This is a genomic window from Mitsuaria sp. RG (assembly GCF_028369275.1).
GTDB lineage: Bacteria > Pseudomonadota > Gammaproteobacteria > Pseudomonadales > Pseudomonadaceae > Aquipseudomonas > Aquipseudomonas peradeniyensis.
In genome coordinates this window covers 39,566-60,819 of the sequence record NZ_JAQMYQ010000012.1, presented here as the reverse complement: position 1 = coordinate 60,819, position 21,254 = coordinate 39,566, and the positions used below count along the sequence as shown (strand labels likewise).

At 64.6% G+C, this 21,254-nt stretch carries 17 protein-coding genes; 9 read left to right on the top strand and 8 right to left on the bottom strand.

The window, feature by feature from the left end:
• Positions 1–64 precede the first annotated feature (64 nt).
• The 5 genes from carA to grpE form a co-directional block, all read right to left on the bottom strand.
• Positions 65–1,201, bottom strand: coding sequence for a glutamine-hydrolyzing carbamoyl-phosphate synthase small subunit (gene carA / locus POF53_RS09525; RefSeq protein WP_232856602.1), 1,137 nt, complete (start codon positions 1,199–1,201; stop codon positions 65–67).
• A gap of 346 nt (positions 1,202–1,547) precedes the next feature.
• Positions 1,548–2,354: a 4-hydroxy-tetrahydrodipicolinate reductase gene (gene dapB, locus POF53_RS09520; protein ID WP_203648096.1), complete on the bottom strand. Its 807-nt coding sequence runs from the start codon at positions 2,352–2,354 to the stop codon at positions 1,548–1,550.
• Positions 2,355–2,367: 13 nt separating this feature from the next.
• Complete coding sequence (dnaJ, locus tag POF53_RS09515) at positions 2,368–3,492, bottom strand: molecular chaperone DnaJ (protein ID WP_203648097.1); 1,125 nt, start codon at positions 3,490–3,492, stop codon at positions 2,368–2,370.
• 211 nt (positions 3,493–3,703) lie between these two features.
• On the bottom strand, positions 3,704–5,629 hold the full coding sequence (gene dnaK / locus POF53_RS09510) for a molecular chaperone DnaK (RefSeq protein WP_254464336.1): 1,926 nt from the start codon (positions 5,627–5,629) through the stop codon (positions 3,704–3,706).
• Between the two features lie 101 nt (positions 5,630–5,730).
• Positions 5,731–6,285 (bottom strand): nucleotide exchange factor GrpE, encoded by a 555-nt coding sequence (gene grpE / locus POF53_RS09505; RefSeq protein ID WP_050706997.1) that lies wholly within the window; start codon positions 6,283–6,285, stop codon positions 5,731–5,733.
• Positions 6,286–6,467: 182 nt separating this feature from the next.
• Between grpE and recN the strand changes: the two genes are divergently transcribed.
• Positions 6,468–8,141 (top strand): DNA repair protein RecN, encoded by a 1,674-nt coding sequence (gene recN, locus POF53_RS09500; protein ID WP_254464337.1) that lies wholly within the window; start codon positions 6,468–6,470, stop codon positions 8,139–8,141.
• Positions 8,142–8,374: 233 nt separating this feature from the next.
• On the opposite strand, the gene fur is transcribed toward recN, so the two are convergent.
• Positions 8,375–8,779, bottom strand: coding sequence for a ferric iron uptake transcriptional regulator (gene fur / locus POF53_RS09495; RefSeq protein WP_028691268.1), 405 nt, complete (start codon positions 8,777–8,779; stop codon positions 8,375–8,377).
• Positions 8,780–8,876: 97 nt separating this feature from the next.
• Between fur and POF53_RS09490 the strand changes: the two genes are divergently transcribed.
• Complete coding sequence (locus POF53_RS09490) at positions 8,877–9,395, top strand: outer membrane protein assembly factor BamE (RefSeq protein ID WP_203648100.1); 519 nt, start codon at positions 8,877–8,879, stop codon at positions 9,393–9,395.
• A gap of 85 nt (positions 9,396–9,480) precedes the next feature.
• On the opposite strand, the gene POF53_RS09485 is transcribed toward POF53_RS09490, so the two are convergent.
• Positions 9,481–9,915 carry a type II toxin-antitoxin system RatA family toxin gene (locus POF53_RS09485; protein WP_203648101.1) on the bottom strand — a complete coding sequence of 145 codons (435 nt, stop codon included), beginning with the start codon at positions 9,913–9,915 and terminating at the stop codon, positions 9,481–9,483.
• Between the two features lie 161 nt (positions 9,916–10,076).
• Here POF53_RS09485 and smpB point away from each other — a divergent pair, with 161 nt between their 5' ends.
• Positions 10,077–10,559 carry an SsrA-binding protein SmpB gene (smpB, locus tag POF53_RS09480; protein WP_023629355.1) on the top strand — a complete coding sequence of 161 codons (483 nt, stop codon included), beginning with the start codon at positions 10,077–10,079 and terminating at the stop codon, positions 10,557–10,559.
• 155 nt (positions 10,560–10,714) lie between these two features.
• On the opposite strand, the gene POF53_RS09475 is transcribed toward smpB, so the two are convergent.
• The gene (locus POF53_RS09475) at positions 10,715–11,482 is read right to left on the bottom strand and encodes an FCD domain-containing protein (RefSeq protein ID WP_050707001.1); all 768 of its coding nucleotides are present in this window, start codon (positions 11,480–11,482) and stop codon (positions 10,715–10,717) included.
• A gap of 345 nt (positions 11,483–11,827) precedes the next feature.
• Between POF53_RS09475 and POF53_RS09470 the strand changes: the two genes are divergently transcribed.
• The 6 genes from POF53_RS09470 to dusB all read left to right on the top strand — a co-directional run bounded on the left by POF53_RS09470 (position 11,828) and on the right by dusB (position 21,228).
• Positions 11,828–13,498 (top strand): lactate permease LctP family transporter, encoded by a 1,671-nt coding sequence (locus tag POF53_RS09470; RefSeq protein ID WP_203648102.1) that lies wholly within the window; start codon positions 11,828–11,830, stop codon positions 13,496–13,498.
• A 63-nt stretch (positions 13,499–13,561) separates the two neighbouring features.
• A complete protein-coding gene (lldD, locus tag POF53_RS09465; protein WP_050707002.1) occupies positions 13,562–14,707 on the top strand; it encodes an FMN-dependent L-lactate dehydrogenase LldD in 1,146 nt (381 codons plus the stop codon).
• Positions 14,708–14,778: 71 nt separating this feature from the next.
• Positions 14,779–17,589 carry an FAD-binding and (Fe-S)-binding domain-containing protein gene (locus POF53_RS09460; RefSeq protein WP_498967420.1) on the top strand — a complete coding sequence of 937 codons (2,811 nt, stop codon included), beginning with the start codon at positions 14,779–14,781 and terminating at the stop codon, positions 17,587–17,589.
• A gap of 159 nt (positions 17,590–17,748) precedes the next feature.
• Entirely contained in the window at positions 17,749–18,627 is an 879-nt protein-coding gene (gene prmA / locus POF53_RS09455) for a 50S ribosomal protein L11 methyltransferase (protein ID WP_498967417.1), read from the top strand.
• 43 nt (positions 18,628–18,670) lie between these two features.
• Positions 18,671–19,987, top strand: a complete 1,317-nt coding sequence (locus POF53_RS09450; RefSeq protein ID WP_498967415.1) for a DUF3426 domain-containing protein — start codon at positions 18,671–18,673, stop codon at positions 19,985–19,987.
• A 227-nt stretch (positions 19,988–20,214) separates the two neighbouring features.
• Positions 20,215–21,228 (top strand): tRNA dihydrouridine synthase DusB, encoded by a 1,014-nt coding sequence (gene dusB, locus POF53_RS09445; RefSeq protein ID WP_050707006.1) that lies wholly within the window; start codon positions 20,215–20,217, stop codon positions 21,226–21,228.
• The last annotated feature ends 26 nt before the right edge of the window (positions 21,229–21,254 follow it).

Sequence of the window (21,254 nt, the reverse complement as noted above, 5' to 3'; positions counted from 1 at the left end):
AACAATCTGGGTCAGGCGCTTCCGGGCGCGGCGCGAGCCGGCCCGGGGCCTTGAAGCAGGATGCTCAGCGGCGCTTGGCCATGGCATCGGTGAAACGATCGAACAGTGGCGCGACGTCGGTCGGGCCTGGGCTCGCTTCAGGGTGACCCTGGAAGCTGAACGCGCTCTTGTCGGTACGCTCGATACCCTGCAGGGTACCGTCGAACAGCGACTTGTGGATGGCGCGCACGTTGCCCGGCAGGGTGGCTTCGTCGACGGCGAAACCGTGGTTCTGGCTGGTGATCATGACCACGCCGGTGTCCAGGTCCTGGACCGGGTGGTTGGCACCGTGGTGGCCGTGGCCCATCTTCACGGTCTTGGCGCCGGAGGCCAGGGCCAGCAGCTGGTGGCCCAGGCAGATACCGAACACCGGGATCTCGGTCTCGAGGATTTCCTTGATCGCCTGGATCGCGTAGTCGCACGGCTCGGGATCGCCAGGGCCGTTGGACAGGAACACGCCATCAGGATTGAGCGCCAGGACTTCGCTGGCCGGGGTCTGGGCGGGCACCACGGTGACGCGGCAGCCACGGGCGACCAGCATGCGCAGGATGTTCAGCTTGACGCCGTAGTCGAAGGCGACGACGTGGTACGGCAGGTCGGCGGCGTCAATGGTCGGGTGGCTGTCGGTCTTCAGCTCCCAGACGCTGGAGCGCCACTCGTAGCGCTCCTTGGTCGAGACCACCTTGGCCAGGTCCATGCCCTTCAGGCCCGGGAAGGCGCGGGCAGCGGCGATGGCGGCTTCTTCGCTGATGTTGTCGCCAGCCAGGATGCAGCCGTTCTGGGCGCCTTTCTCACGCAGGATGCGGGTCAGGCGACGGGTGTCGATACCGGCAATGGCGACGACGTTGTTGGCTTTCAGGTATTCAGGCAGGGACTGGGTGTTGCGCCAGTTGCTGGCCAGCAGCGGCAGATCGCGAATCACCAGGCCCGCGGACCAGACGCGATTCGATTCGGCGTCTTCGGCGGTGGTGCCGGTGTTGCCGATGTGCGGGTAAGTCAGGGTAACGATTTGCTGGGCGTAGGAAGGGTCTGTGAGGATTTCCTGGTAGCCGGTCATTGCAGTATTGAACACGACCTCACCAACGGTCTGACCGTCGGCTCCAATGGCTTCACCGCGAAAAATGCTGCCATCGGCAAGGGCGAGTATGGCTGGCTTAGTCAAGAAGACCTCCCGTAAATCAAGCCTGAAAGGGCGATCGCAGGTTGCAAAAAAGCGGAATGACGTATGGACACGTCACCCCGCTTTTATGCTGAATTAGTCTGCGCGCTTTTAGTGGACACACTAAAGCTGTAGCTTACAGAAAAATGCGTTTTGGGTCTACCGGGAATGTGTCTCTAAAACGCAGGATTGCGACAGAGGGGACATTGCAGCAGCCCCGAGCGTGTAGGAGCGGCCTTGTGCCGCGAAAGGGCTGCGCAGCGGCCCCGGCAATTCTGAGTGGTTCAGAGATCCTGGGGCCGCTGCGCGCCCCTTTCGCGGCACAAGGCCGCTCCTACAGGGGACGGTGTCAATGCAGCTCGAGCACATCCTGCATGTCATACAGCGCAGGCTCACGCCCATCCAGCCACAGCGCCGCGCGCACCGCACCCTTGGCGAAGGTCATGCGGCTCGAGGCCTTGTGGGTGATTTCCAGGCGCTCGCCTTCAGCGGCGAACAGCACGGTGTGATCACCGACCACATCACCGGCACGCACAGTGGCGAAGCCGATGGTCTTGCGGTCACGGGCGCCTGTCTGGCCTTCACGGCCATATACCGCCACTTCCCGCAGGTCACGCCCCAGCGCATTGGCAACCACTTCACCCATGCGCAGCGCGGTCCCCGACGGCGCATCGACCTTGTGCCGATGGTGGGCCTCGATGATCTCGATATCCACGTCATCACCCAGCACCCGTGCCGCCATGTCCAGCAACTTGAGACTGAGATTGACACCCACGCTGAAGTTGGCGGCGAAGACGATCGGGATCTCCTTGCCTGCCTCGACCAGCAACGCCTTCTCCTCGGCGCTGAAGCCGGTGGTACCGATGACCATGGCCTTGCCCGCCTTGCGGCAGAACGCCAGGTTCTTCAGGGTCACCGACGGATGGGTGAAGTCGATCAGCACATCGAACTCATCGACGACCTTGGCCAGGTCGTCAGAGATGGTCACGCCGATGCGCCCCAGGCCCGCCAGCTCGCCCGCGTCGGCACCGACCAGGGAGCTGTCCGGACGATGGATGGCCGCGGTCAGGCCGGCCTTCGGCGCCTGCTGCTGCACGGCCTCGACCAGCACCTTGCCCATGCGCCCGGCGGCGCCCATCACTGCAATACGTCGCATAGCCTGTTCCTTCTCAGAGATCGCCGAAGAAGCGCTTCATGCCCTCGAACCAGCCACTGGCCTTGGGCGAATGGGAGCTGTCACCTTCAAGGGAATCACGCAACTCCTCGAGCAGCTCGCGCTGACGACGACTGAGGTTGACCGGTGTCTCCACCGCCACGCGGCACAGCAGGTCGCCCGCCGCGCCACCGCGCACCGGCGCCACACCCTTGCCGCGCAGACGGAACTGCTTGCCGGTCTGGGTGCCTTCGGGAATCTTCAGCTTCACGCGACCGTCGAGGGTCGGCACTTCCAGCTCGCCACCCAGGGCGGCGTCGGTGTAGCTGATCGGCACTTCGCAGTAGAGGTGCTTGCCGTCGCGCTGGAAGATCGGGTGCTCGCGCACATTGACGACCACATAGAGGTCACCGGCAGGGCCGCCATGGGCGCCCGCCTCGCCTTCGCCAGACAGACGAATGCGATCACCGGTGTCGACACCGGCCGGCACCTTGACCGACAGCGTCTTGTATTCCTCGACACGGCCTTCGCCATGGCACGAGCCGCAAGGGTCGGTGATGATCTTGCCCTGGCCGTGGCAACGCGGACAGGTCTGCTGCACGGCGAAGAAGCCCTGCTGCATGCGCACCTGGCCGATGCCGCCACAGGTCGGACAGGTCGACGGCGTCGAGCCCTTCTTGGCGCCAGAGCCGTCGCACGGCTTGCAGTTGACCAGCGTGGGCACACGGATGTTGACCGTGGTACCGCGCACCGCCTCTTCGAGGTTGAGCTCGAGGGTGTAGCGCAGGTCGCTGCCGCGCTGGACACCGCCACGACCGCCACCGCGGCCGCCGCCGAAGAAATCGCTGAAGACATCACCGAAGATGTCGGAGAAGTTGGCGCCACCGAAACCGGCACCGCCGCCACCCATGCTCGGGTCGACGCCGGCGTGGCCATACTGGTCGTATGCCGCGCGCTTGCTGGCATCGGACAGCACTTCGTAGGCCTCGTTGGCCTCCTTGAACAGGTCTTCCGACTCCTTGTCGCCCGGGTTGCGGTCCGGGTGGTACTTCATCGCCAGACGGCGGTAGGCCTTCTTGAGATCACCTTCGCTGGCGCCACGCTCGACACCCAGGACCTCATAAAAATCACGCTTTGCCATAGGTCATATGCACTCTTGGGGGCGTTCGGCATACCTCGGCGCATCGTGCGCCATGCCACCAGCACCTGTCGTCATAGGCGAATACGCCGTGACAGATGCCGTAAATAATTCTCGTGTTCCAGACACGCCAACGCGGGAGCAAGCTCCCGCGCGGCGACATCCTACCAGTTCACCATCAAACGACGGCGAACCGGCCGACAACATGCAGGAATTACTGCTTGTTGTTGTCTTTCACTTCTTCGAACTCGGCGTCAACCACGTCATCGTGCTTGGCTTCCGGCTCGGCCTGCTGGGCGCCGCCCTGCGGTTGCTCGGCCTGCTGCTCGGCGTACATCTTCTGAGCGACTGGCGCCGAGACCTTGGACAGCTCCTCGACCTTGGCGTCGATGACGGCCTTGTCGTCGCCTTTGACGGCGGCTTCCAGGGCGACCACGGCGGCCTCGATGGCGGTCTTCTCTTCAGCGGTGACCTTGTCACCGGCTTCAGTGACCATCTTGCGGGTCGAGTGGACCAGCGCGTCACCCTGGTTACGGGCGGCGGCCAGCTCTTCGAACTTGCGGTCTTCCTCGGCGTTGGCCTCGGCATCACGCACCATTTTCTCGATTTCTTCGTCGGACAGGCCGGAGTTGGCCTTGATCACGATCGACTGCGCCTTGCCAGTAGCCTTGTCCTTGGCACCTACGTGCAGGATGCCGTTGGCGTCGATGTCGAAGGTCACTTCGATCTGCGGTACGCCGCGCGGTGCTGGCGGAATATCAGCCAGGTCGAACTTGCCCAGCGACTTGTTCTGCGAAGCTTGCTTGCGCTCACCCTGCAGCACGTGGATGGTCACGGCGCCCTGATTGTCGTCGGCGGTCGAGAACACCTGCGACTTCTTGGTCGGGATGGTGGTGTTCTTCTCGATCAGCGCGGTCATCACGCCACCCATGGTTTCGATACCCAGGGTCAGCGGGCTGACGTCCAGCAGCAGTACGTCCTTGACGTCACCGGCCAGAACGGCGCCCTGGATGGCAGCACCCATGGCGACGGCTTCGTCCGGGTTGACGTCTTTACGAGCTTCTTTACCGAAGAAGTCGGCAACGGCTTTCTGCACCATCGGCATACGGGTCTGGCCGCCGACCAGGATCACGTCGTCGATCTTGCTGGCGTCGATGCCGGCGTCTTTCAGGGCGATGCGGCATGGCTCGATGGTACGGTTGACCAGGTCTTCGACCAGCGACTCCAGCTTGGCGCGGGAGATCTTCACGTTCAGGTGCTTGGGACCGGTGGCATCTGCAGTGATGTACGGCAGGTTGACATCGGTCGACTGAGCGGAGGACAGCTCGATCTTGGCTTTTTCAGCAGCTTCTTTCAGACGCTGCAGGGCCAGGGGATCGTTCTTCAGGTCCATGCCGGACTCTTTCTTGAACTCGTCGACGAGGTAGTCGATCAGGCGCATGTCGAAGTCTTCGCCACCCAGGAAGGTGTCGCCGTTGGTGGCCAGTACTTCGAACTGGTGCTCACCGTCGACTTCGGCGATTTCGATGACCGATACGTCGAAGGTACCACCACCCAGGTCATAGACGATGACAGTGTGGTCGCCCTTGCCCTTGTCCATGCCGTAGGCCAGCGCGGCGGCGGTCGGTTCGTTGATGATACGTTTTACGTCCAGGCCAGCGATGCGGCCGGCGTCCTTGGTCGCCTGGCGCTGGCTGTCGTTGAAGTAGGCCGGCACGGTGATGACCGCTTCGGTGACCGGCTCGCCGAGGTAGTCTTCGGCGGTCTTCTTCATCTTTTTCAGGACTTCGGCGCTGATCTGCGGCGGAGCCATCTGCTTGTCGGCGGCCTCGACCCAGGCGTCACCGTTGTTGGCCTTGACGATCTTGTAAGGCACCAGCTTGATGTCTTTCTGCACGACATCTTCTTCGAAGCGGCGGCCGATCAGGCGCTTCACCGCGAACAGGGTGTTGTGCGGGTTGGTGACCGCCTGGCGCTTGGCCGACTGGCCGACCAGGATCTCGCCGTCGTTGGCGTAGGCGATGATCGAAGGCGTGGTACGCGCGCCTTCGGCGTTCTCGATGACCTTGGCGGTGCCGTTTTCCAGCACGGAGACGCAGGAGTTGGTGGTCCCCAGGTCGATACCGATGATTTTACCCATGTTGATTCTCCCGAAACTTGAATTTGGTAGCAGCGACTGCTTTGGCCAACTGCACTAATACTTGAAGGCTTGACACCTAGATGGGGGTGTCCGGAAAGATTTCAAGCCTTTTCGTTGATCGAAGGCTGCGGGGCGCTCGGCGCCTTGCTGACCACCACCATGGCAGGGCGCAGCAGACGACCGTTGAGCAGGTAGCCCTTCTGGAACACGTTCAGCACGCTGTTCGGCTCGACATCGGCGCTTTCCTGCATGGCCATCGCCTGGTGGTGCTCGGCGTTGAATGGCTGGCCGTGCGGCTCGATGGTCTCGAGGTTGTAGCGCTTGAGGGTGTCCTGGAACATCTTCAGGGTCAGCTCGATGCCTTCGCGCATAGGCTTGATGGTTTCGTCGTCGGCGCTGGACAGCTCCAGACCACGCTCCAGGCTGTCGATGATCGGCAGCAAGTCGCCGGCGAACTTCTCCAGGGCGAACTTGTGGGCCTTCTCGACATCCTGCTCGGCACGGCGGCGGATGTTCTGCAGGTCGGCGGCAGCGCGCAGGGACTGGTCCTTGGCGGCGGCCAGCTGCTCCTCGAGCTCCAGTACGCGGGCATCGGCATTCGCGGCGCCTGCTTCTTCGGAATTCAGGTTCTTCTCATCCAGCTGTTCGTCAGCCATTGGGTTTCTCCTCCACGATTTCTGTCGTGCGAGCCAGGCTCGCCATGTCTTGCCGGCTATATGGGGTCGGAAAAACCAGGTTCAAGGGGGAAGGTGCTTTTCCACATTCGTCGACCGGCTATTGGCAGACTCGCGAAAAGCACTGTATAAATATCCAGACACGACCCTTCGGGAGCCGCCCCATGCTGGTGCACCTGTCCATTCACAACTACGCCATCGTCGAACACCTCGACCTCGAGGTCGCCCGTGGCATGTCCGTCATCACCGGCGAGACCGGGGCCGGCAAGTCGATCATGCTCGACGCCCTCGGCCTGGCCCTGGGCGATCGCGCCGATAGCGGCGTGGTGCGCCCGGGCACCGACAAGGCCGACATCCTTGCTACCTTCGACCTGGTCGACATCCCCGAGGCGCACGCCTGGCTCGCCGAGCGCGACCTGGATAGCGACGGCCCGTGCATCCTGCGCCGGGTGATCACCGCCGAGGGCCGCAGCCGTGGCTACATCAACGGCACCCCCTGCCCACTGGGCGACCTCAAGGCCCTGGGCGAGCTGCTGATCGACATCCACAGCCAGCACGAACACCAGTCGCTGTTGAAGACCGACACCCACCGCCGCCTGGTGGACGAGTACGCCGGCGCCAGCGACCTGGCCCGCCAGGTCCAGCTGGCCGCCAAGCGCTGGAACCAGACGCGCCAGGAACTGGAGCGCCTGAGCAATTCCGGCGATGAGCAACGGGCGCGCCAACAGCTGCTCAGCTATCAGCTGGAAGAGCTGGACAACCTCGGACTTGGCGAGAACGAACTGGAACAGCTGGAGCAGGAGCACAAGAACCTGACCAACGCCGAGGCGCTGTTCGGCATCTGCCGCCAGGTCATCGACCAGTGCAGCGAAAGCGACTCGGGCAACGTGCTGAGCGCCCTGACCGTCAGCCTCAACCGGCTCACCGCGGTCGTCAACGGCCCCAAGGCACTGGGCGAGGCGGTCAACCTGATCGCCAGCGCGCAGATCCAGGTGGAGGAAGCCGTCGGCGAGCTCAACCGGTTCCTCGACAACTTCGACGCCGACCCGATGCGCCTGCAGGCCCTGGAAGAGCGCCTGGACACCATCTATACCCTCGCCCGCAAGCACCGCGTACACCCCACCGAGCTGCCGAACCTGCAGCAGCGCCTGATGGTGGAGCTGGAAGGGCTAAACGCCAGCGACGAGTCGATCGAGCGCCTGGGCGAGGAGCTGGCCGCCTACGCCCAGCACTATAAAGAGAAGGCCGGCGAGCTGAGCGCGCTGCGCCAGCAGGCCGCCAAGCAGCTGGCCACCGCCGTCGAGCAGGAAATCCAGCGCCTGGGCATGCCCGGCGGACGTTTCTGCATCGAGCTCACGCCCTTCGACAACGGCGACCTCTCGCCCCATGGCCTGGAGCAGATCGAACTACTGGTCAGCGCCAACCCCGGCCAGCCACTCAAGGGCCTGGCCAAGGTCGCCTCGGGCGGCGAGCTGTCGCGTATCAGCCTGGCGATCCAGGTGATCACCGCGCAGACCTCGCGCATTCCCACCCTGGTATTCGACGAAGTGGACGTGGGGATCGGCGGCCCGACCGCGGAAATCGTCGGCCAACTGCTGCGTCGTCTCGGCGAGCGCGGCCAGGTACTGACCGTGACCCACCTGCCCCAGGTGGCCGCGCAGGGCCATCACCACCTGTTCGTGCACAAGGTGCGCAACAGCGACACCACGCACACCGCCGTGGCCAGCCTGGGCAAGCGCGAGCGGGTCGAGGAAGTGGCGCGAATGCTGGGCGGGATCGACCTGACCAAGGAATCGCTGGCCCATGCGCGCAAGATGGTGGTGAGCAGCAAGGCCTGAGCCTGCGCGGTCCCTGTAGGAGCGGCCTTGTGCCGCGAAAGGGGCGCGTAGCGGCCCCAGTTCAGTATTGACGCACAGGTAGCCGGGGCCGCTTTGCGGCCCTTTCGCGACGCAAGGCCGCTCCCACAGGCATCGCGCAAGGTTTGAGCCGGTGCCCCCCATAGCATTGCTTCCCCCACAAAGCACAAAGGCGACCCGAAGGTCGCCTTTGTCATCAATAACGATCTGAATCGTTACTTCTTTTTACGCACATACAGAACCAGATTGTGGTCCACCAGCTCGAAGCCATGTTCGGCAACGATCTCCTTCTGGCGTTTCTCGATTTCGGCATCGAAGAATTCAATGACTTCACCGCTGTCCACGTTGACCATGTGATCGTGGTGCTTGCCATCCGCCAGCTCGAACACCGCGTGGCCGCCATCAAAGTTGTGGCGCTCCACCAGGCCCGCCGCTTCGAATTGGGTCAGTACGCGGTACACGGTCGCCAGGCCGACATCCTCGCCAGCTTCCATCAGCGCCTTGTAGACATCCTCGGCACTCATGTGACGTTGCTCGGCCGAGTCGAGCATCTGAAGAATCTTGACTCGAGGCAGAGTTACCTTGAGGCCCGCTTTGCGCAATTCGCTATTTTCAACCATGGTCAGCTTTCTCGCCGATGCTGCTTCGCAGCTTCTCTTAATACGGGTATGATCGGGGTTTACGTTGTCCAGCCAAGATAGTGGAAGTCGCCCACCGATGCAAAACACCAAGCTCTTGCTAACCAGCCTCACCCTAGTGGGACTGCTCGCACTCGCCGGTTGCTCGTTTCCCGGGGTTTACAAAATCGACATCCAGCAGGGCAATGTCGTCACGCAGGATATGATAGACCAATTGCGCCCGGGAATGACCCGCCGACAAGTAAGGTTTATCATGGGCAACCCGCTGCTGCAGGACACTTTCCACACCAACCGCTGGGACTACCTGTACAGCCTGCAGCCCGGCGGCGGCCAGCGCCAGCAAGAGCGCATGAGCATCTTCTTCAACGAGAACGACCAACTGGTCAACCTCTCCGGCGACTTCATGCCGGGCGTCAGCCGCGACCAGGAAATCCTCGGCGGCAGCGGCGACACCACGGTCAGCCCGGACAAACAGCCGAGCCAGCCCGAGAAGCCGGCCAAGCCAGGCTCGCTGGAAGACACGCTGCAGAAAGAAATCGACAACATCGAGACCACCCCGGTCCCGACGCCAGCACCGCTGGAAACCTCGCCGCAGTAATTGCGCCGACACTAAAAAGCCCGGATCCAGTCCGGGCTTTTTATTGCACTGTCGAAAAGCCCTTGGATCAGGCCATCAGCACTACTCAGCCATTAAGCTGCTTGGCACGCTGGCAAAACGCATCAACCATGGTATTGGCCGCCTGATTGAACAGCGGCCCCAGGGTCGCCCGCACCAGGGCGCCGGCGTAGTCGAACGACAGGTCGAGGCTGATCTTGCAGGCCTTCTCGCCCAGCGGCTTGAACACCCACAGGCCATGCAGCTGGGTAAACGGCCCATCTTCCAGGTTCATTTCGATCGACTGCCCCGGCACCAGCACATTGCGCGTGGTGAACTGCTGGCTCATGCCGCCCTTGGCCACTTCCAGCTTGGCGCGCATGTGCGTGTCGCTGGCCTCGAGCACGGTGGAAGCCGAGCACCAGGGCAAGAACTCCGGGTAGCTGGCCACATCGTTGACCAGGTCGTAGAGCGCCTGGGCAGGGAACGGCAGCAGGGCGGAGCGTTGAATATGGGTAGTCATCCAGGCGTCACTTCCAATCTGGGCGGCGGCGCGTCGCAGCGCCTCGAATACGGTTCTGCACAGCAGAACGAGGCCTGTATTGTCCGGGATTCACACAACTGGCTCAAGCGCACCTAAACCCCGTAGCCGAGGACGCGGACTCTCCCTATAATGCGGCCCCTATGGCTAAGCAAAAGAAACATCCGACCGGGACCATCGCGCAGAACAAGAAGGCGCGACACGATTACTTCATCGAACACAAGTTCGAGGCCGGGCTGGTCCTGTCCGGCTGGGAAGTAAAGAGCCTGCGGGCCGGCAAGGCGCACCTGACCGACAGCTACGTGCTGCTCAAGGATGGCGAAGCCTGGCTGTTCGGCAGCCACATCACACCGCTGAACACCGCCAGCACCCACGTCATCGCCGACCCGATCCGTACCCGCAAGCTGCTATTGAACAAGCGCGAGCTGGAGCGCCTGGAAGCGGCCGTGGCGCAGAAGGGTTACACCTGCGTGGCGATGTCGCTGTACTGGAGCAAGCACTTGATCAAGTGCGAGATCGCGCTCGGCAAGGGCAAGAAGGAGTTCGACAAGCGCGACACCGTGCGCGAGCGCGACTCCAACCGCGAGCTGCAGCGCACGATGCGCAACAAGGGCAAGGAAGAGTAACTCCTACCCTGCTTGGTCACTGTAGGAGCGGCCTCGTGCCGCGAAAGGGCTGCGAAGCAGCCCCCTACAACCTGTATGACGCATAGATTCTGAGGCCGCTGCGCGCCCTTTTCGCGGCACAAGGCCGCTCCTACAACGACCGTGCATGCCGCCTCTCAGCGCCCGCTGCGCCGCTCCGCCCGCGCCACCCGCTGGGCCTCCTGCTGCGCCTCTTGCAGCACCTCCTGCACATACAGGATGTGCCGGCTAGACACCTCCCGCGCATCGTCCGCCCGCCCCTCGACAATCGCCAGGTACAACTCGCGATGCTGACTGATCAGCATGTCGCGGGTCTCCGTGCGCTGCTGGTACATGCCGCCGATGTTGGTCACCACGTTGCGCTTGAGCAGGTCGAACAAGCCGCGGATGGTATGCAGCAGCACGGCGTTGTGACTGGCTTCGGCAATGGCCAGGTGAAAACGCGCATCGGCCGCGCCTTCCTGCGCCCGATCCACCTCACCGACACGGTTGTAGCAGTCCTGCAGTGCGTCGAACGCCGTCTTCAACCGCTCGCGATCAGGCTCGGTGGCGCGCTGGGCCGCGTAGTAGGCGCATGACGCCTCCAACGTATGACGGAACTCCAGCAGGTCGCGCTGGGCCTCCGGATTGCGCTCCAGCAGTTGCAACAGCGGATCGCTGAAGGTGGAGCCCAAGGCTTCGGCCACGTAGTTGCCGCCGCCCTGGCGACTGACCAGCAACCCCTTGGCCACCAGCTTCTGGATCGCCTCGCGCAGCGACGGACGGGACACGCCGAACTGCTCGGCCAGAACGCGTTCTGCCGGCAGGCGCTGACCCGAAGTGAGGGTACCTTCGAGAATCATCCCTTCCAACCGATCGACGATGTCGTCGGACAGGCGCCGCTGGCGGACCTGATCAAAAACCATTGCTTGCTCTCCACGTGCCCCGGCACCGATTTCGGGGGCGCTTATTCTGCGCTTATCCGCAGCGTGGCGACAGATGTTCCACCACGCGAGGGCCACCTTGCGGCCCGTTCGCGGCACGAGGCCGCTCCTACACAGGCCAAAACAGCCGCAGAAAACCCGAATGCATAGTCGCTCCGACAACACTCATCCAAACAGCCGCTCATCGGAGCTCGACCAAAGTTTTGTGTAGGACAAATTGACACACCCCTAATCAGGCTCTTAACCTAGCGCCCAGCCATTGTAAATTGGTCTTACCAATTATCCAATGCCAGTGCCTTGACCAACAACAATTAGGGGCCACCCCATATGCAAACCTGGCAACAACTCTATACCCCGCTTGGTAGCCTCGGCCTGTCCGCGCTGGCGGCGGTCATCCCCATCGTGTTCTTCTTCCTCGCCCTCGCCGTGTTCCGCCTCAAGGGCCACGTCGCCGGCAGCATCACCCTCGCGCTGTCGATACTGGTGGCAATCTTCGCCTTCCAGATGCCTGTCGACATGGCCCTGGCTGCCGCGGGCTATGGCTTCCTCTACGGCCTGTGGCCGATTGCCTGGATCATCGTCGCCGCGGTGTTCCTCTACAAACTCACGGTCAAGAGCGGCCAGTTCGAGGTGATTCGCAGCTCGGTGCTGTCGATAACCGACGACCAGCGCCTGCAAGTGCTGCTGATCGGCTTCTGCTTCGGTGCCTTCCTCGAAGGTGCGGCCGGTTTCGGCGCACCGGTGGCCATCACCGCCGCACTGCTGGTGGGCCTGGGCTTCAACCCGCTGTACGCCGCCGGCCTGTGCCTGATCGCCAACACCGCGCCGGTGGCCTTCGGCGCCCTGGGCATCCCGATCATCGTCGCCGGGCAAGTGACCGGCATCGACGCCTTCCACATCGGCGCCATGACCGGCCGCCAGCTGCCGCTGCTGTCGCTGTTCGTGCCGTTCTGGCTGGTGTTCATGATGGACGGCGTGCGCGGCGTGAAGGAGACCTGGCCCGCCGCCCTGGTTGCCGGCCTGAGCTTCGCCGTCACCCAGTACTTCACCTCCAACTTCATCGGCCCGGAGCTGCCGGACATCACCTCGGCCCTGGCCAGCCTGATCGCCCTGACCCTGTTCCTCAAGGTCTGGCAGCCCAAGCGCTCGTTCGCCGAAGCCAAGGGCAGCGTCGGCGCCGCCGTCGTGCAATCGGGCGGCAGCCAGCCTTCGCCGTACAGCTTCGGCGAGATCTTCAAGGCCTGGTCGCCGTTCCTGATCCTGACCGTGCTGGTCACCATCTGGACCCTGAAACCGTTCAAGGCGGCCTTCGCCCCAGGCGGGGCGATGTACAACTTCGTGTTCAACTTCGCCATCCCGCACCTCGACCAGCTGGTGATCAAGACCGCGCCGATCGTCACCGCGCCGACCGCCATGCCGGCGGTGTTCAAGCTCGACCCGATTTCCGCCACCGGCACGGCGATCTTCCTCTCGGCGCTGATCTCGATGTGGGTGTTGAAGATCAACTTCAAAACTGGTCTGACCACTTTTAAAGAGACCTTCTGGGAACTGCGCTGGCCTATCCTGTCGATCGGCATGGTGCTGGCCTTCGCCTTCGTCACCAACTACTCGGGCATGTCCTCGACCATGGCCCTGGTGCTGGCCGGCACGGGCGCCGCGTTCCCGTTCTTCTCGCCGTTCCTGGGCTGGCTGGGCGTATTCCTGACCGGTTCCGACACCTCGTCCAACGCCCTGTTCAGCTCGCTGCAGGCAACCACCGCGCACCAGATCGGGGTCAGCGACACCCTGCTGGTGGCGGCAAACACCAGCGGCGGCGTGACCGGCAAGATGATCTCGCCACAGTCGATCGCCGTGGCCTGCGCCGCCACCGGGCTGGTGGGCAAGGAATCCGACCTGTTCCGCTTCACCGTCAAGCACAGCCTGTTCTTCGCCACCATCGTCGGCCTGATCACCCTGGTCCAGGCCTACTGGCTCACTGGCATGCTGGTTCATCACTAAAGTGAAAGGGGCCGGGCGCCAGTCAGCGCCCGGCATCTCCTTCAACCCACGCTGCGAGAATCCATGATCATTTCCGCCTCCACCGACTATCGCGCCGCGGCCCAACGCAAGCTGCCCCCCTTCCTCTTCCACTACGCCGACGGCGGTGCCTACGCCGAGCACACCCTGCGCCACAACGTATCGGACCTGGCCAGCATCGCCCTGCGTCAACGCGTGCTGAAGAACATGTCGGACCTGAGCCTGGAGACCCGGCTGTTCGACGAGACCCTGAGCATGCCCGTGGCCCTGGCCCCGGTCGGCCTCACCGGCATGTACGCCCGTCGCGGCGAAGTGCAGGCGGCCCGTGCGGCGGCGGCCCATGGCATCCCGTTCACCATGTCCACCGTATCGGTGTGCCCGATCGAGGAAGTGGCCCCGGCCATCGACCGACCAATGTGGTTCCAGCTGTATGTCCTCAAAGACCGCGGCTTCATGCGCAACGCCCTGGAGCGCGCAAAAGCGGCCGGCGTGAAGACCCTGGTATTCACCGTCGACATGCCGGTACCCGGCGCCCGCTACCGCGATGCCCACTCCGGCATGAGCGGCCCGAACGCGCCGCTGCGCCGCGTGTGGCAGGCCATGACCCACCCGCAGTGGGCGCTGGATGTCGGCCTGCTCGGGCGCCCGCACGATCTTGGCAACATCTCCAAGTACCGTGGCAACCCCACGGGCCTGGCCGACTACATCGGCTGGCTGGGCAACAACTTCGACCCGTCCATCTCCTGGAAAGACCTGGAGTGGATCCGCGAATTCTGGGACGGCCCGATGATCATCAAGGGCATCCTCGACGCAGACGATGCCCGCGACGCGGTCAAGTTCGGCGCCGATGGCATCGTCGTCTCCAACCACGGCGGCCGCCAGCTCGACGGCGTGCTGTCCAGTGCCCGCGCCCTGCCGGCGATCGCCGACGCGGTGAAGGGCGACATCAAGATCCTCGCCGACTCCGGTATCCGCAGCGGCCTCGACGTAGTGCGCATGGTCGCCCTGGGCGCCGACACCGTGCTGATCGGCCGCGCCTTCCTTTATGCCCTGGCCACCCATGGCGAAGCGGGCGTGAAGAACCTGCTGGAGTTGTTCGAGAAAGAAATGCGCGTGGCCATGGTGCTGACCGGCGCCAAGTCCATCAGCGAGATCACCCGCGACTCGCTGGTCCGCGAACTGGGCGCCTGAGCGCGCCCGCCAACGCCTGATTGCCCGGGGCACGCCGCGCACAAGACGCCGCGGCCCCGCGAGGAGACTGCATGAGCCTGCCCGCCGCGTTCCTGCGTGATGCCGAGCGCCTGATCCCCGCCGAACGCCGCTTCGACGACCCGACCTCGACCCTGGCCTTCGGTACCGATGCCAGTTTCTACCGGCTGATTCCCAAGCTGGTGGTGCGGGTGGAGTCCGAGGACGAAGTGGTCGCGCTGCTGAAACTGGCCCAGCGCGAACGCGTGCCGGTGACCTTCCGCGCCGCCGGCACCAGCCTGTCGGGCCAGGCCATCAGCGACTCGGTACTGATCGTGCTCGGCGACAACTGGAATGGCCGGGAGATTCGCCGCCAGGGCGAGCAGATCCGCCTGCAACCCGGCGTGATCGGCGCCCAGGCCAATGCCTGGCTGGCCCCTTACGGGCGCAAGATCGGCCCCGACCCGGCCTCGATCAACGCCTGCAAGATCGGCGGCATCGTCGCCAACAACGCCAGCGGCATGTGCTGCGGCACCGCGCAGAACACCTACCACACCCTCGCCGGCCTGCGCCTGGTGCTGGCCGACGGCACCCGCCTGGATAGCGAGGACCCGGCCAGCGTCGCCGCGTTCGAGCAAAGCCACACCGGCCTGCTGGACGAACTGGCCCGCCTTGGCCGCGAGACCCGCGCCAACCTTGAGCTGGCCGACCGCATCCGGCACAAGTACCGACTGAAGAACACGACCGGGCTGTCGCTCAACGCACTGGTGGATTACGACCAGCCGCTCGACATCCTGCAGCATCTATTGGTCGGCTCCGAAGGCACCCTCGGTTTTATCAGCGCCGTCACCTACGACACCGTGCCCGACCATCCGCACAAGGCCAGCGCGCTGCTGGTGTTCCCGAGCGTCGAAAGCTGCTGCCGGGCGGTGACCCTGCTCAAGCCGCAACCGGTATCCGCCGTGGAGCTGCTCGACCGCCGCAGCCTGCGCTCGGTGCAAGATATGCCCGGCATGCCGGCCTGGGTGAAGGGCCTGTCGGCCAATGCCTGCGCCCTGTTGATCGAGTCCCGCGCCGCCAGCCGGAGCCTGCTGCACGAACAGCTCGACCAGGTGATGGCGGCCATCGCCGAGTGCCCGCTGGAGCAGCAGGTCGCCTTCAGCGAAGACCCGGCGGTGTACAACCAGCTGTGGAAGATCCGCAAGGACACCTTCCCCGCCGTCGGCGCCGTGCGCCAGACCGGCACCACGGTGATCATCGAAGACGTCACCTTCCCCATCGAGCAACTGGCCGAGGGCGTTAACCGCCTGATCCAGCTGTTCGACAAGCACCACTACGACGAAGCGATCATTTTCGGCCACGCCCTGGAAGGCAACCTGCACTTCGTCTTCACCCAAGGCTTCAACAGTGCCGAGGAAGTGGCGCGCTACCAGGCGTTCATGGATGACGTGGCACAACTGGTGGCGGTGGAGTTCGGCGGCTCGCTCAAGGCCGAGCACGGCACCGGGCGCAACATGGCGCCGTTCGTCGAGCTGGAATGGGGCAAGGACGCCTACCAGTTGATGTGGCAGCTCAAGCGCCTGCTCGACCCCAACGGCATCCTCAATCCTGATGTGGTGCTGAGTGAGGATCCGGACATCCACCTGAAGAACCTCAAGCCGCTGCCGGCCGCCGACGAGATCGTCGACAAGTGCATCGAGTGCGGCTTTTGCGAGCCGGTGTGCCCGTCGAAAGGGCTGACCTTGAGCCCACGCCAGCGCATCGTCATGTGGCGCGATATCCAGGCGAAGAAACGCGCCGGCGTCGACACCCGCGAACTGCTGCGCACCTACCAGTACCAGGGTATCGACACCTGCGCCGCCACCGGCCTGTGCGCCCAGCGTTGCCCGGTGGGCATCAACACCGGCGAGCTGGTGAAGAAATTGCGCGGCCAGGCGGCCGAGCACGGCAAGGCCGCCGACTGGCTGGCCGAGCATTTCCACGCCACCCTGCGCGGCGCCCGCTTCACCCTGGCCGCCGCCAATGGCGCGCGCAGGCTGCTCGGCGCGCCACGCATGAGCCGCCTCAGCGCCAGCCTGAGCAAGGCCAGCAAAGGCCGCCTGCCACAGTGGACACCCGCCATGCCGCAGCCACTGCGAGCCATCGACTTCCCCACGCCAAGCCACGATGCCCGACCACGGGTCGTCTACCTGGCCGCCTGCGTGTCGCGGGTGATGGGCCCGGCCTACGCCGACCGCGAACAGAGCTCGCTGCTGGACAAGACCCGCGCCCTGCTGGAGAAGGCCGGCTACCAGGTAGTGTTCCCGGACAACGCCGACAGCCTGTGCTGCGGCCAGCCGTTCGCCTCCAAGGGCTACCCCGAGCAGGCCGAGCACAAGCGCCAGGAGCTGATCACCGCCCTGCTGCACGCCAGCCGCGGCGGCCTCGACCCGATCTACTGCGACACCAGCCCCTGCACCCTGCGCCTGGTGCAGGACCTGGGCGAGTCGCGGCTGGACCTGTACGACCCGGTGCGCTTCATCCGCACCCACCTGGCCGACAGGTTGGAGTTCACCCCCCAGGACGAGCCGGTGGCGGTGCACGTGACCTGCAGCACCCAGCACCTGGGCGAAAGCCAGGCGCTGATCGACCTGGCGCGGCGCTGCAGCAAGCAGGTGGTGATCCCCGAGGGCATCCATTGCTGCGGCTTTGCCGGCGACAAGGGCTTCACCACGCCGGAGCTCAACGCCCACTCCCTGCGTACCCTGAAGGACGCCGTGCAGTATTGCAGCGAAGGAATCTCCACCAGCCGCACCTGCGAAATCGGCCTGTCGAGCCACAGCGGTATCGACTATCACGGCCTGGTGTACCTGGTCGACCGGGTCACCCGCGCGCGCAGCCTCTGAACCGCCGAGCAGCCCCGCTCTCTCCCGTGGGAGCGGGCTAGCCCCGCGCAAAGCCAGCGGCACAACTACGTCCTGCACAAACCCTGCGCACTCAAGTAAACTGGCGGCCTTTTCGCGCAGCCTCGGGCTGCCCCTGTCGATTTACCAAAGGTGCCCGCCATGCCCTGGCTGCAAGTACGCCTGGCCATCAGCCCGGAACAAGCCGAAACCTACGAAGACGCCCTGCTCGAAGTGGGTGCCGTCTCGGTGACCTTCATGGATGCCGAAGACCAGCCGATCTTCGAACCGGACCTCAACACCACCCCGCTGTGGTCGCACACGCACCTGCTGGCGCTGTTCGAGGCCGATGCCGAGCCCGACCAGGTATTCGCCCACCTGCGCCTACTGACCGGCGCCGAGTTGCCCGAGCACCACGCCGAAGTGATCGAGGACCAGGACTGGGAACGCAGCTGGATGGACAACTTCCAACCCATGCGCTTCGGCCAGCGCCTGTGGATTGTGCCGAGCTGGCACGAAGCCCCGGAAAAGGACGCGGTGAACCTGCTGCTCGACCCGGGCCTGGCGTTCGGCACCGGTACCCACCCGACCACCGCGCTGTGCCTGGAATGGCTCGACGGCCAGCAGCTCGAAGGCACCCAGGTGCTGGACTTCGGCTGCGGCTCGGGCATCCTCGCCATCGCCGCGCTGCTGCTGGGCGCCCGCCACGCGGTCGGCACCGACATCGACGTGCAGGCTATCGAGGCCTCCCGTGACAACGCCCAGCGCAACGGCATCGCCGACGACAAGTTCGACCTGTACCTGCCCGAGCAGATGCCGGCCATGCAGGCCGACGTGCTGGTCGCCAATATCCTGGCCGGCCCGCTGGTCTCGCTGGCGCCGCAGCTGTCCGGCCTGGTGCGCCCCGGTGGCCTGCTGGCGCTGTCGGGCATCCTCGCCGAACAAGGCGAGGAAGTGGCCGCCGCCTATACGGCCGACTTCGACCTGGACCCGATCGTCGTGCGCGACGGCTGGGTACGTATCAGTGGTCGCCGCCGCTAAGCGCGCCTAGACTCATTTCCTGCACAGTTCCCCGGACAGCCGCATGACCGACAGTTTCGTCACCCAGTGCCCGCATTGCCAGACCAGCTTTCGCGTCACCCATCACCAGTTGAGCGTGGCCCGTGGCGTGGTGCGCTGCGGTCATTGCCTGCAGGTGTTCAACGCGGCGAAACAGTTGCTGGAGCAGAACCGCGCCGCCGGCGCCGAGGCACCGCCTGCCGTGGCGCAGGCGATCGCTCCGCTGCCCCCGGCAGTCGCGCCGGTGGCCGAAACCCCGGCACCGGGCGAAGACAACTGGAGCGTCACGGCCGAGGAACTGGACGCCCTGGACCTCGACCAGGAACTGGCGCGCCTCGAACGGCGCAGCCCGGGTGACCGGCGCGGCGCGACGAAGGGCGTGCTGCAGGCCCGTCGCGACGAGCAGGTTGGCGATGGACACGGCGACGAACTGTTCGGCACGGCCACCGATAATGACCTGGAGCCCGTACAGGTGCGCGAGGAAGCGCCGGTACTGGTCGAGCAGGAACCGCTGGACCTGGAAGCCGCGGCCGACGAACGCACCGAACCGACCCTCGGCAGCGCCGACCTCGAGCTGGACGACGAACCGCCGGTGCGCCACCAGACAGCGACCGACGACCTCGACGAGCCGTTGGAACGGTTGTCCGCCCACGACGAGCCAGTTCCGGAGAAGGGCCTGTCGGCGCTGGATGACGAGGTCCGCAGCGAGCCGCTTTCAGCCCGCGACGAGGAACCCGACGAACAGTCCGGGCAACGCCTGGAGCCCAGCCTGGTGATCAAGCCCGAGCGCACGCGCAAGGAGCCGCTGGTCGACGTGGTCGACGATCCGTTGCAGCTGGATTGGGAAAAGCCCGCGCCGAACTGGGGCAAGCGCCTGCTGTGGGGCTTCCTGACCCTGCTGGCCGCCACCCTGCTGGCATTCCAGTACGTCTGGTTCCACTTCGATGAAATGGCCCGCCAGGACCAGTACCGCCCCTGGTTCCAGCAACTGTGCCCGGTGTTCGGCTGCCAGGTGCCGACCCGCGTGGACATCTCGCGGATCAAGAGCAGCAACCTGGTGGTGCGCAGCCACCCGGACTTCAAGGGCGCGCTGATCGTCGACGCGATCATCTACAACCGCGCCCCCTTCGCCCAACCCTTCCCCTTGCTGGAGCTGCGCTTCGCCGACCTCAACGGCCAGCTGATCGCCAGCCGCCGCTTCAAGCCCAGCGAGTACCTGTCGGGCGAGCTGGCCGGCCGCGGCGAGATGCCCAGCCAGACACCGATCCACATCGCCCTGGACATCCTCGACCCGGGGCCGAAGGCGGTGAACTACAGCCTGAGCTTCCGCTCGCCGGAGTAAACGACCAGCGGCAAGCCCGCCCTACGGGCTTGCTGGTGTCGCGAACGGGCCGCAAAGCAGCCCCAGGTTCAACTGAACGGTTGAATTTCCGAGACTCGCGGCATCTTTCATAACGCCGCAACTGTTCAGATTTTATCCAGATTCATCTTTATCCGGTCATCGAGAGCGGGTATCATGCCATCCCTTTTTCGAACTCCAATGATTCGGCCCCACAACAGGGAACACCTATGTCGGCGGTACGCATCGGCCCTTACACACTGCAGAACAACCTGATCCTGGCCCCCATGGCCGGCGTCACGGACCAACCTTTCCGCACCCTGTGCAAACGCCTGGGGGCGGGCATGGTGGTCTCGGAAATGGTCTCCAGCGACATGCGCCTGTGGAACAGCCGCAAGTCGAGCCTGCGTCGCATCCACGAAGGCGATCCCGAGCCACGCTCGGTGCAGATCGCCGGCGGCGACGCGCAGATGATGGCCGAGGCGGCCCGGGCCAACGTCGAAGCCGGCGCCCAGATCATCGACATCAACATGGGCTGTCCGGCGAAAAAAGTCTGCAACAAGGCCGCAGGCTCTGCTTTATTGAGAGATGAAGCCTTGGTCACCGAGATCCTCCACGCCGTCGTCGGCGCCGTGGACGTCCCGGTGACGCTGAAGATTCGCACCGGCTGGGACCGGGCGAACAAGAACGGCCTGAATGTGGCGAAGATCGCCGAACAGGCCGGCATCCAGGCGCTGGCGGTGCATGGCCGCACACGCGCCGACCTGTACACCGGTGACGCCGAGTACGACACCATCGCCGCGATCAAGCAGGCGGTGTCGATCCCGGTATTTGCCAACGGCGACATCACCTCGCCGGAAAAGGCCCGGGCGGTGCTGCACGCCACCGGTGCCGACGGCCTGCTGATCGGCCGTGCCGCCCAGGGGCGGCCGTGGATTTTCCGCGAGATCGAGCATTTCCTGCGCACGGGCGAGCATTTGCCCGCACCGGCGCTGGACGAAGTGGAACGCATTCTGCTGGAGCACCTGGCTGCGCTGCACGCCTTCTACGGCGATGTGATGGGCGTGCGTATCGCCCGCAAGCACGTGGGCTGGTACCTGGCGACCCGACCCGGCGGCAAGGAGTTCCGCAGCCGGTTCAACGCTTTGGAAGACACACAAGCGCAGTGCGCCAACGTTCAGGCCTTTTTCGCCGAACGTCGACAGAGCCTTGGGACAGAGGACGAACAAGGGGTGGCCGCATGACGATGATGACCGAGACATTAGTGAGT

What these genes read in the sequence shown, in the direction of transcription:
- dapB (WP_203648096.1), bottom strand. Translation starts at nt 2,354, where the DNA reads ATGCGACGTATTGCAGTGATGGGCGCCGCCGGGCGCATGGGCAAGGTG.
- dnaJ (WP_203648097.1), bottom strand. Translation starts at nt 3,492, where the DNA reads ATGGCAAAGCGTGATTTTTATGAGGTCCTGGGTGTCGAGCGTGGCGCC.
- dnaK (WP_254464336.1), bottom strand. Translation starts at nt 5,629, where the DNA reads ATGGGTAAAATCATCGGTATCGACCTGGGGACCACCAACTCCTGCGTC.
- grpE (WP_050706997.1), bottom strand. Translation starts at nt 6,285, where the DNA reads ATGGCTGACGAACAGCTGGATGAGAAGAACCTGAATTCCGAAGAAGCA.
- recN (WP_254464337.1), top strand. Translation starts at nt 6,468, where the DNA reads ATGCTGGTGCACCTGTCCATTCACAACTACGCCATCGTCGAACACCTC.
- fur (WP_028691268.1), bottom strand. Translation starts at nt 8,779, where the DNA reads ATGGTTGAAAATAGCGAATTGCGCAAAGCGGGCCTCAAGGTAACTCTG.
- POF53_RS09490 (WP_203648100.1), top strand. Translation starts at nt 8,877, where the DNA reads ATGCAAAACACCAAGCTCTTGCTAACCAGCCTCACCCTAGTGGGACTG.
- POF53_RS09485 (WP_203648101.1), bottom strand. Translation starts at nt 9,915, where the DNA reads ATGACTACCCATATTCAACGCTCCGCCCTGCTGCCGTTCCCTGCCCAG.
- smpB (WP_023629355.1), top strand. Translation starts at nt 10,077, where the DNA reads ATGGCTAAGCAAAAGAAACATCCGACCGGGACCATCGCGCAGAACAAG.
- POF53_RS09475 (WP_050707001.1), bottom strand. Translation starts at nt 11,482, where the DNA reads ATGGTTTTTGATCAGGTCCGCCAGCGGCGCCTGTCCGACGACATCGTC.
- POF53_RS09470 (WP_203648102.1), top strand. Translation starts at nt 11,828, where the DNA reads ATGCAAACCTGGCAACAACTCTATACCCCGCTTGGTAGCCTCGGCCTG.
- lldD (WP_050707002.1), top strand. Translation starts at nt 13,562, where the DNA reads ATGATCATTTCCGCCTCCACCGACTATCGCGCCGCGGCCCAACGCAAG.
- POF53_RS09460 (WP_498967420.1), top strand. Translation starts at nt 14,779, where the DNA reads ATGAGCCTGCCCGCCGCGTTCCTGCGTGATGCCGAGCGCCTGATCCCC.
- prmA (WP_498967417.1), top strand. Translation starts at nt 17,749, where the DNA reads ATGCCCTGGCTGCAAGTACGCCTGGCCATCAGCCCGGAACAAGCCGAA.
- POF53_RS09450 (WP_498967415.1), top strand. Translation starts at nt 18,671, where the DNA reads ATGACCGACAGTTTCGTCACCCAGTGCCCGCATTGCCAGACCAGCTTT.
- dusB (WP_050707006.1), top strand. Translation starts at nt 20,215, where the DNA reads ATGTCGGCGGTACGCATCGGCCCTTACACACTGCAGAACAACCTGATC.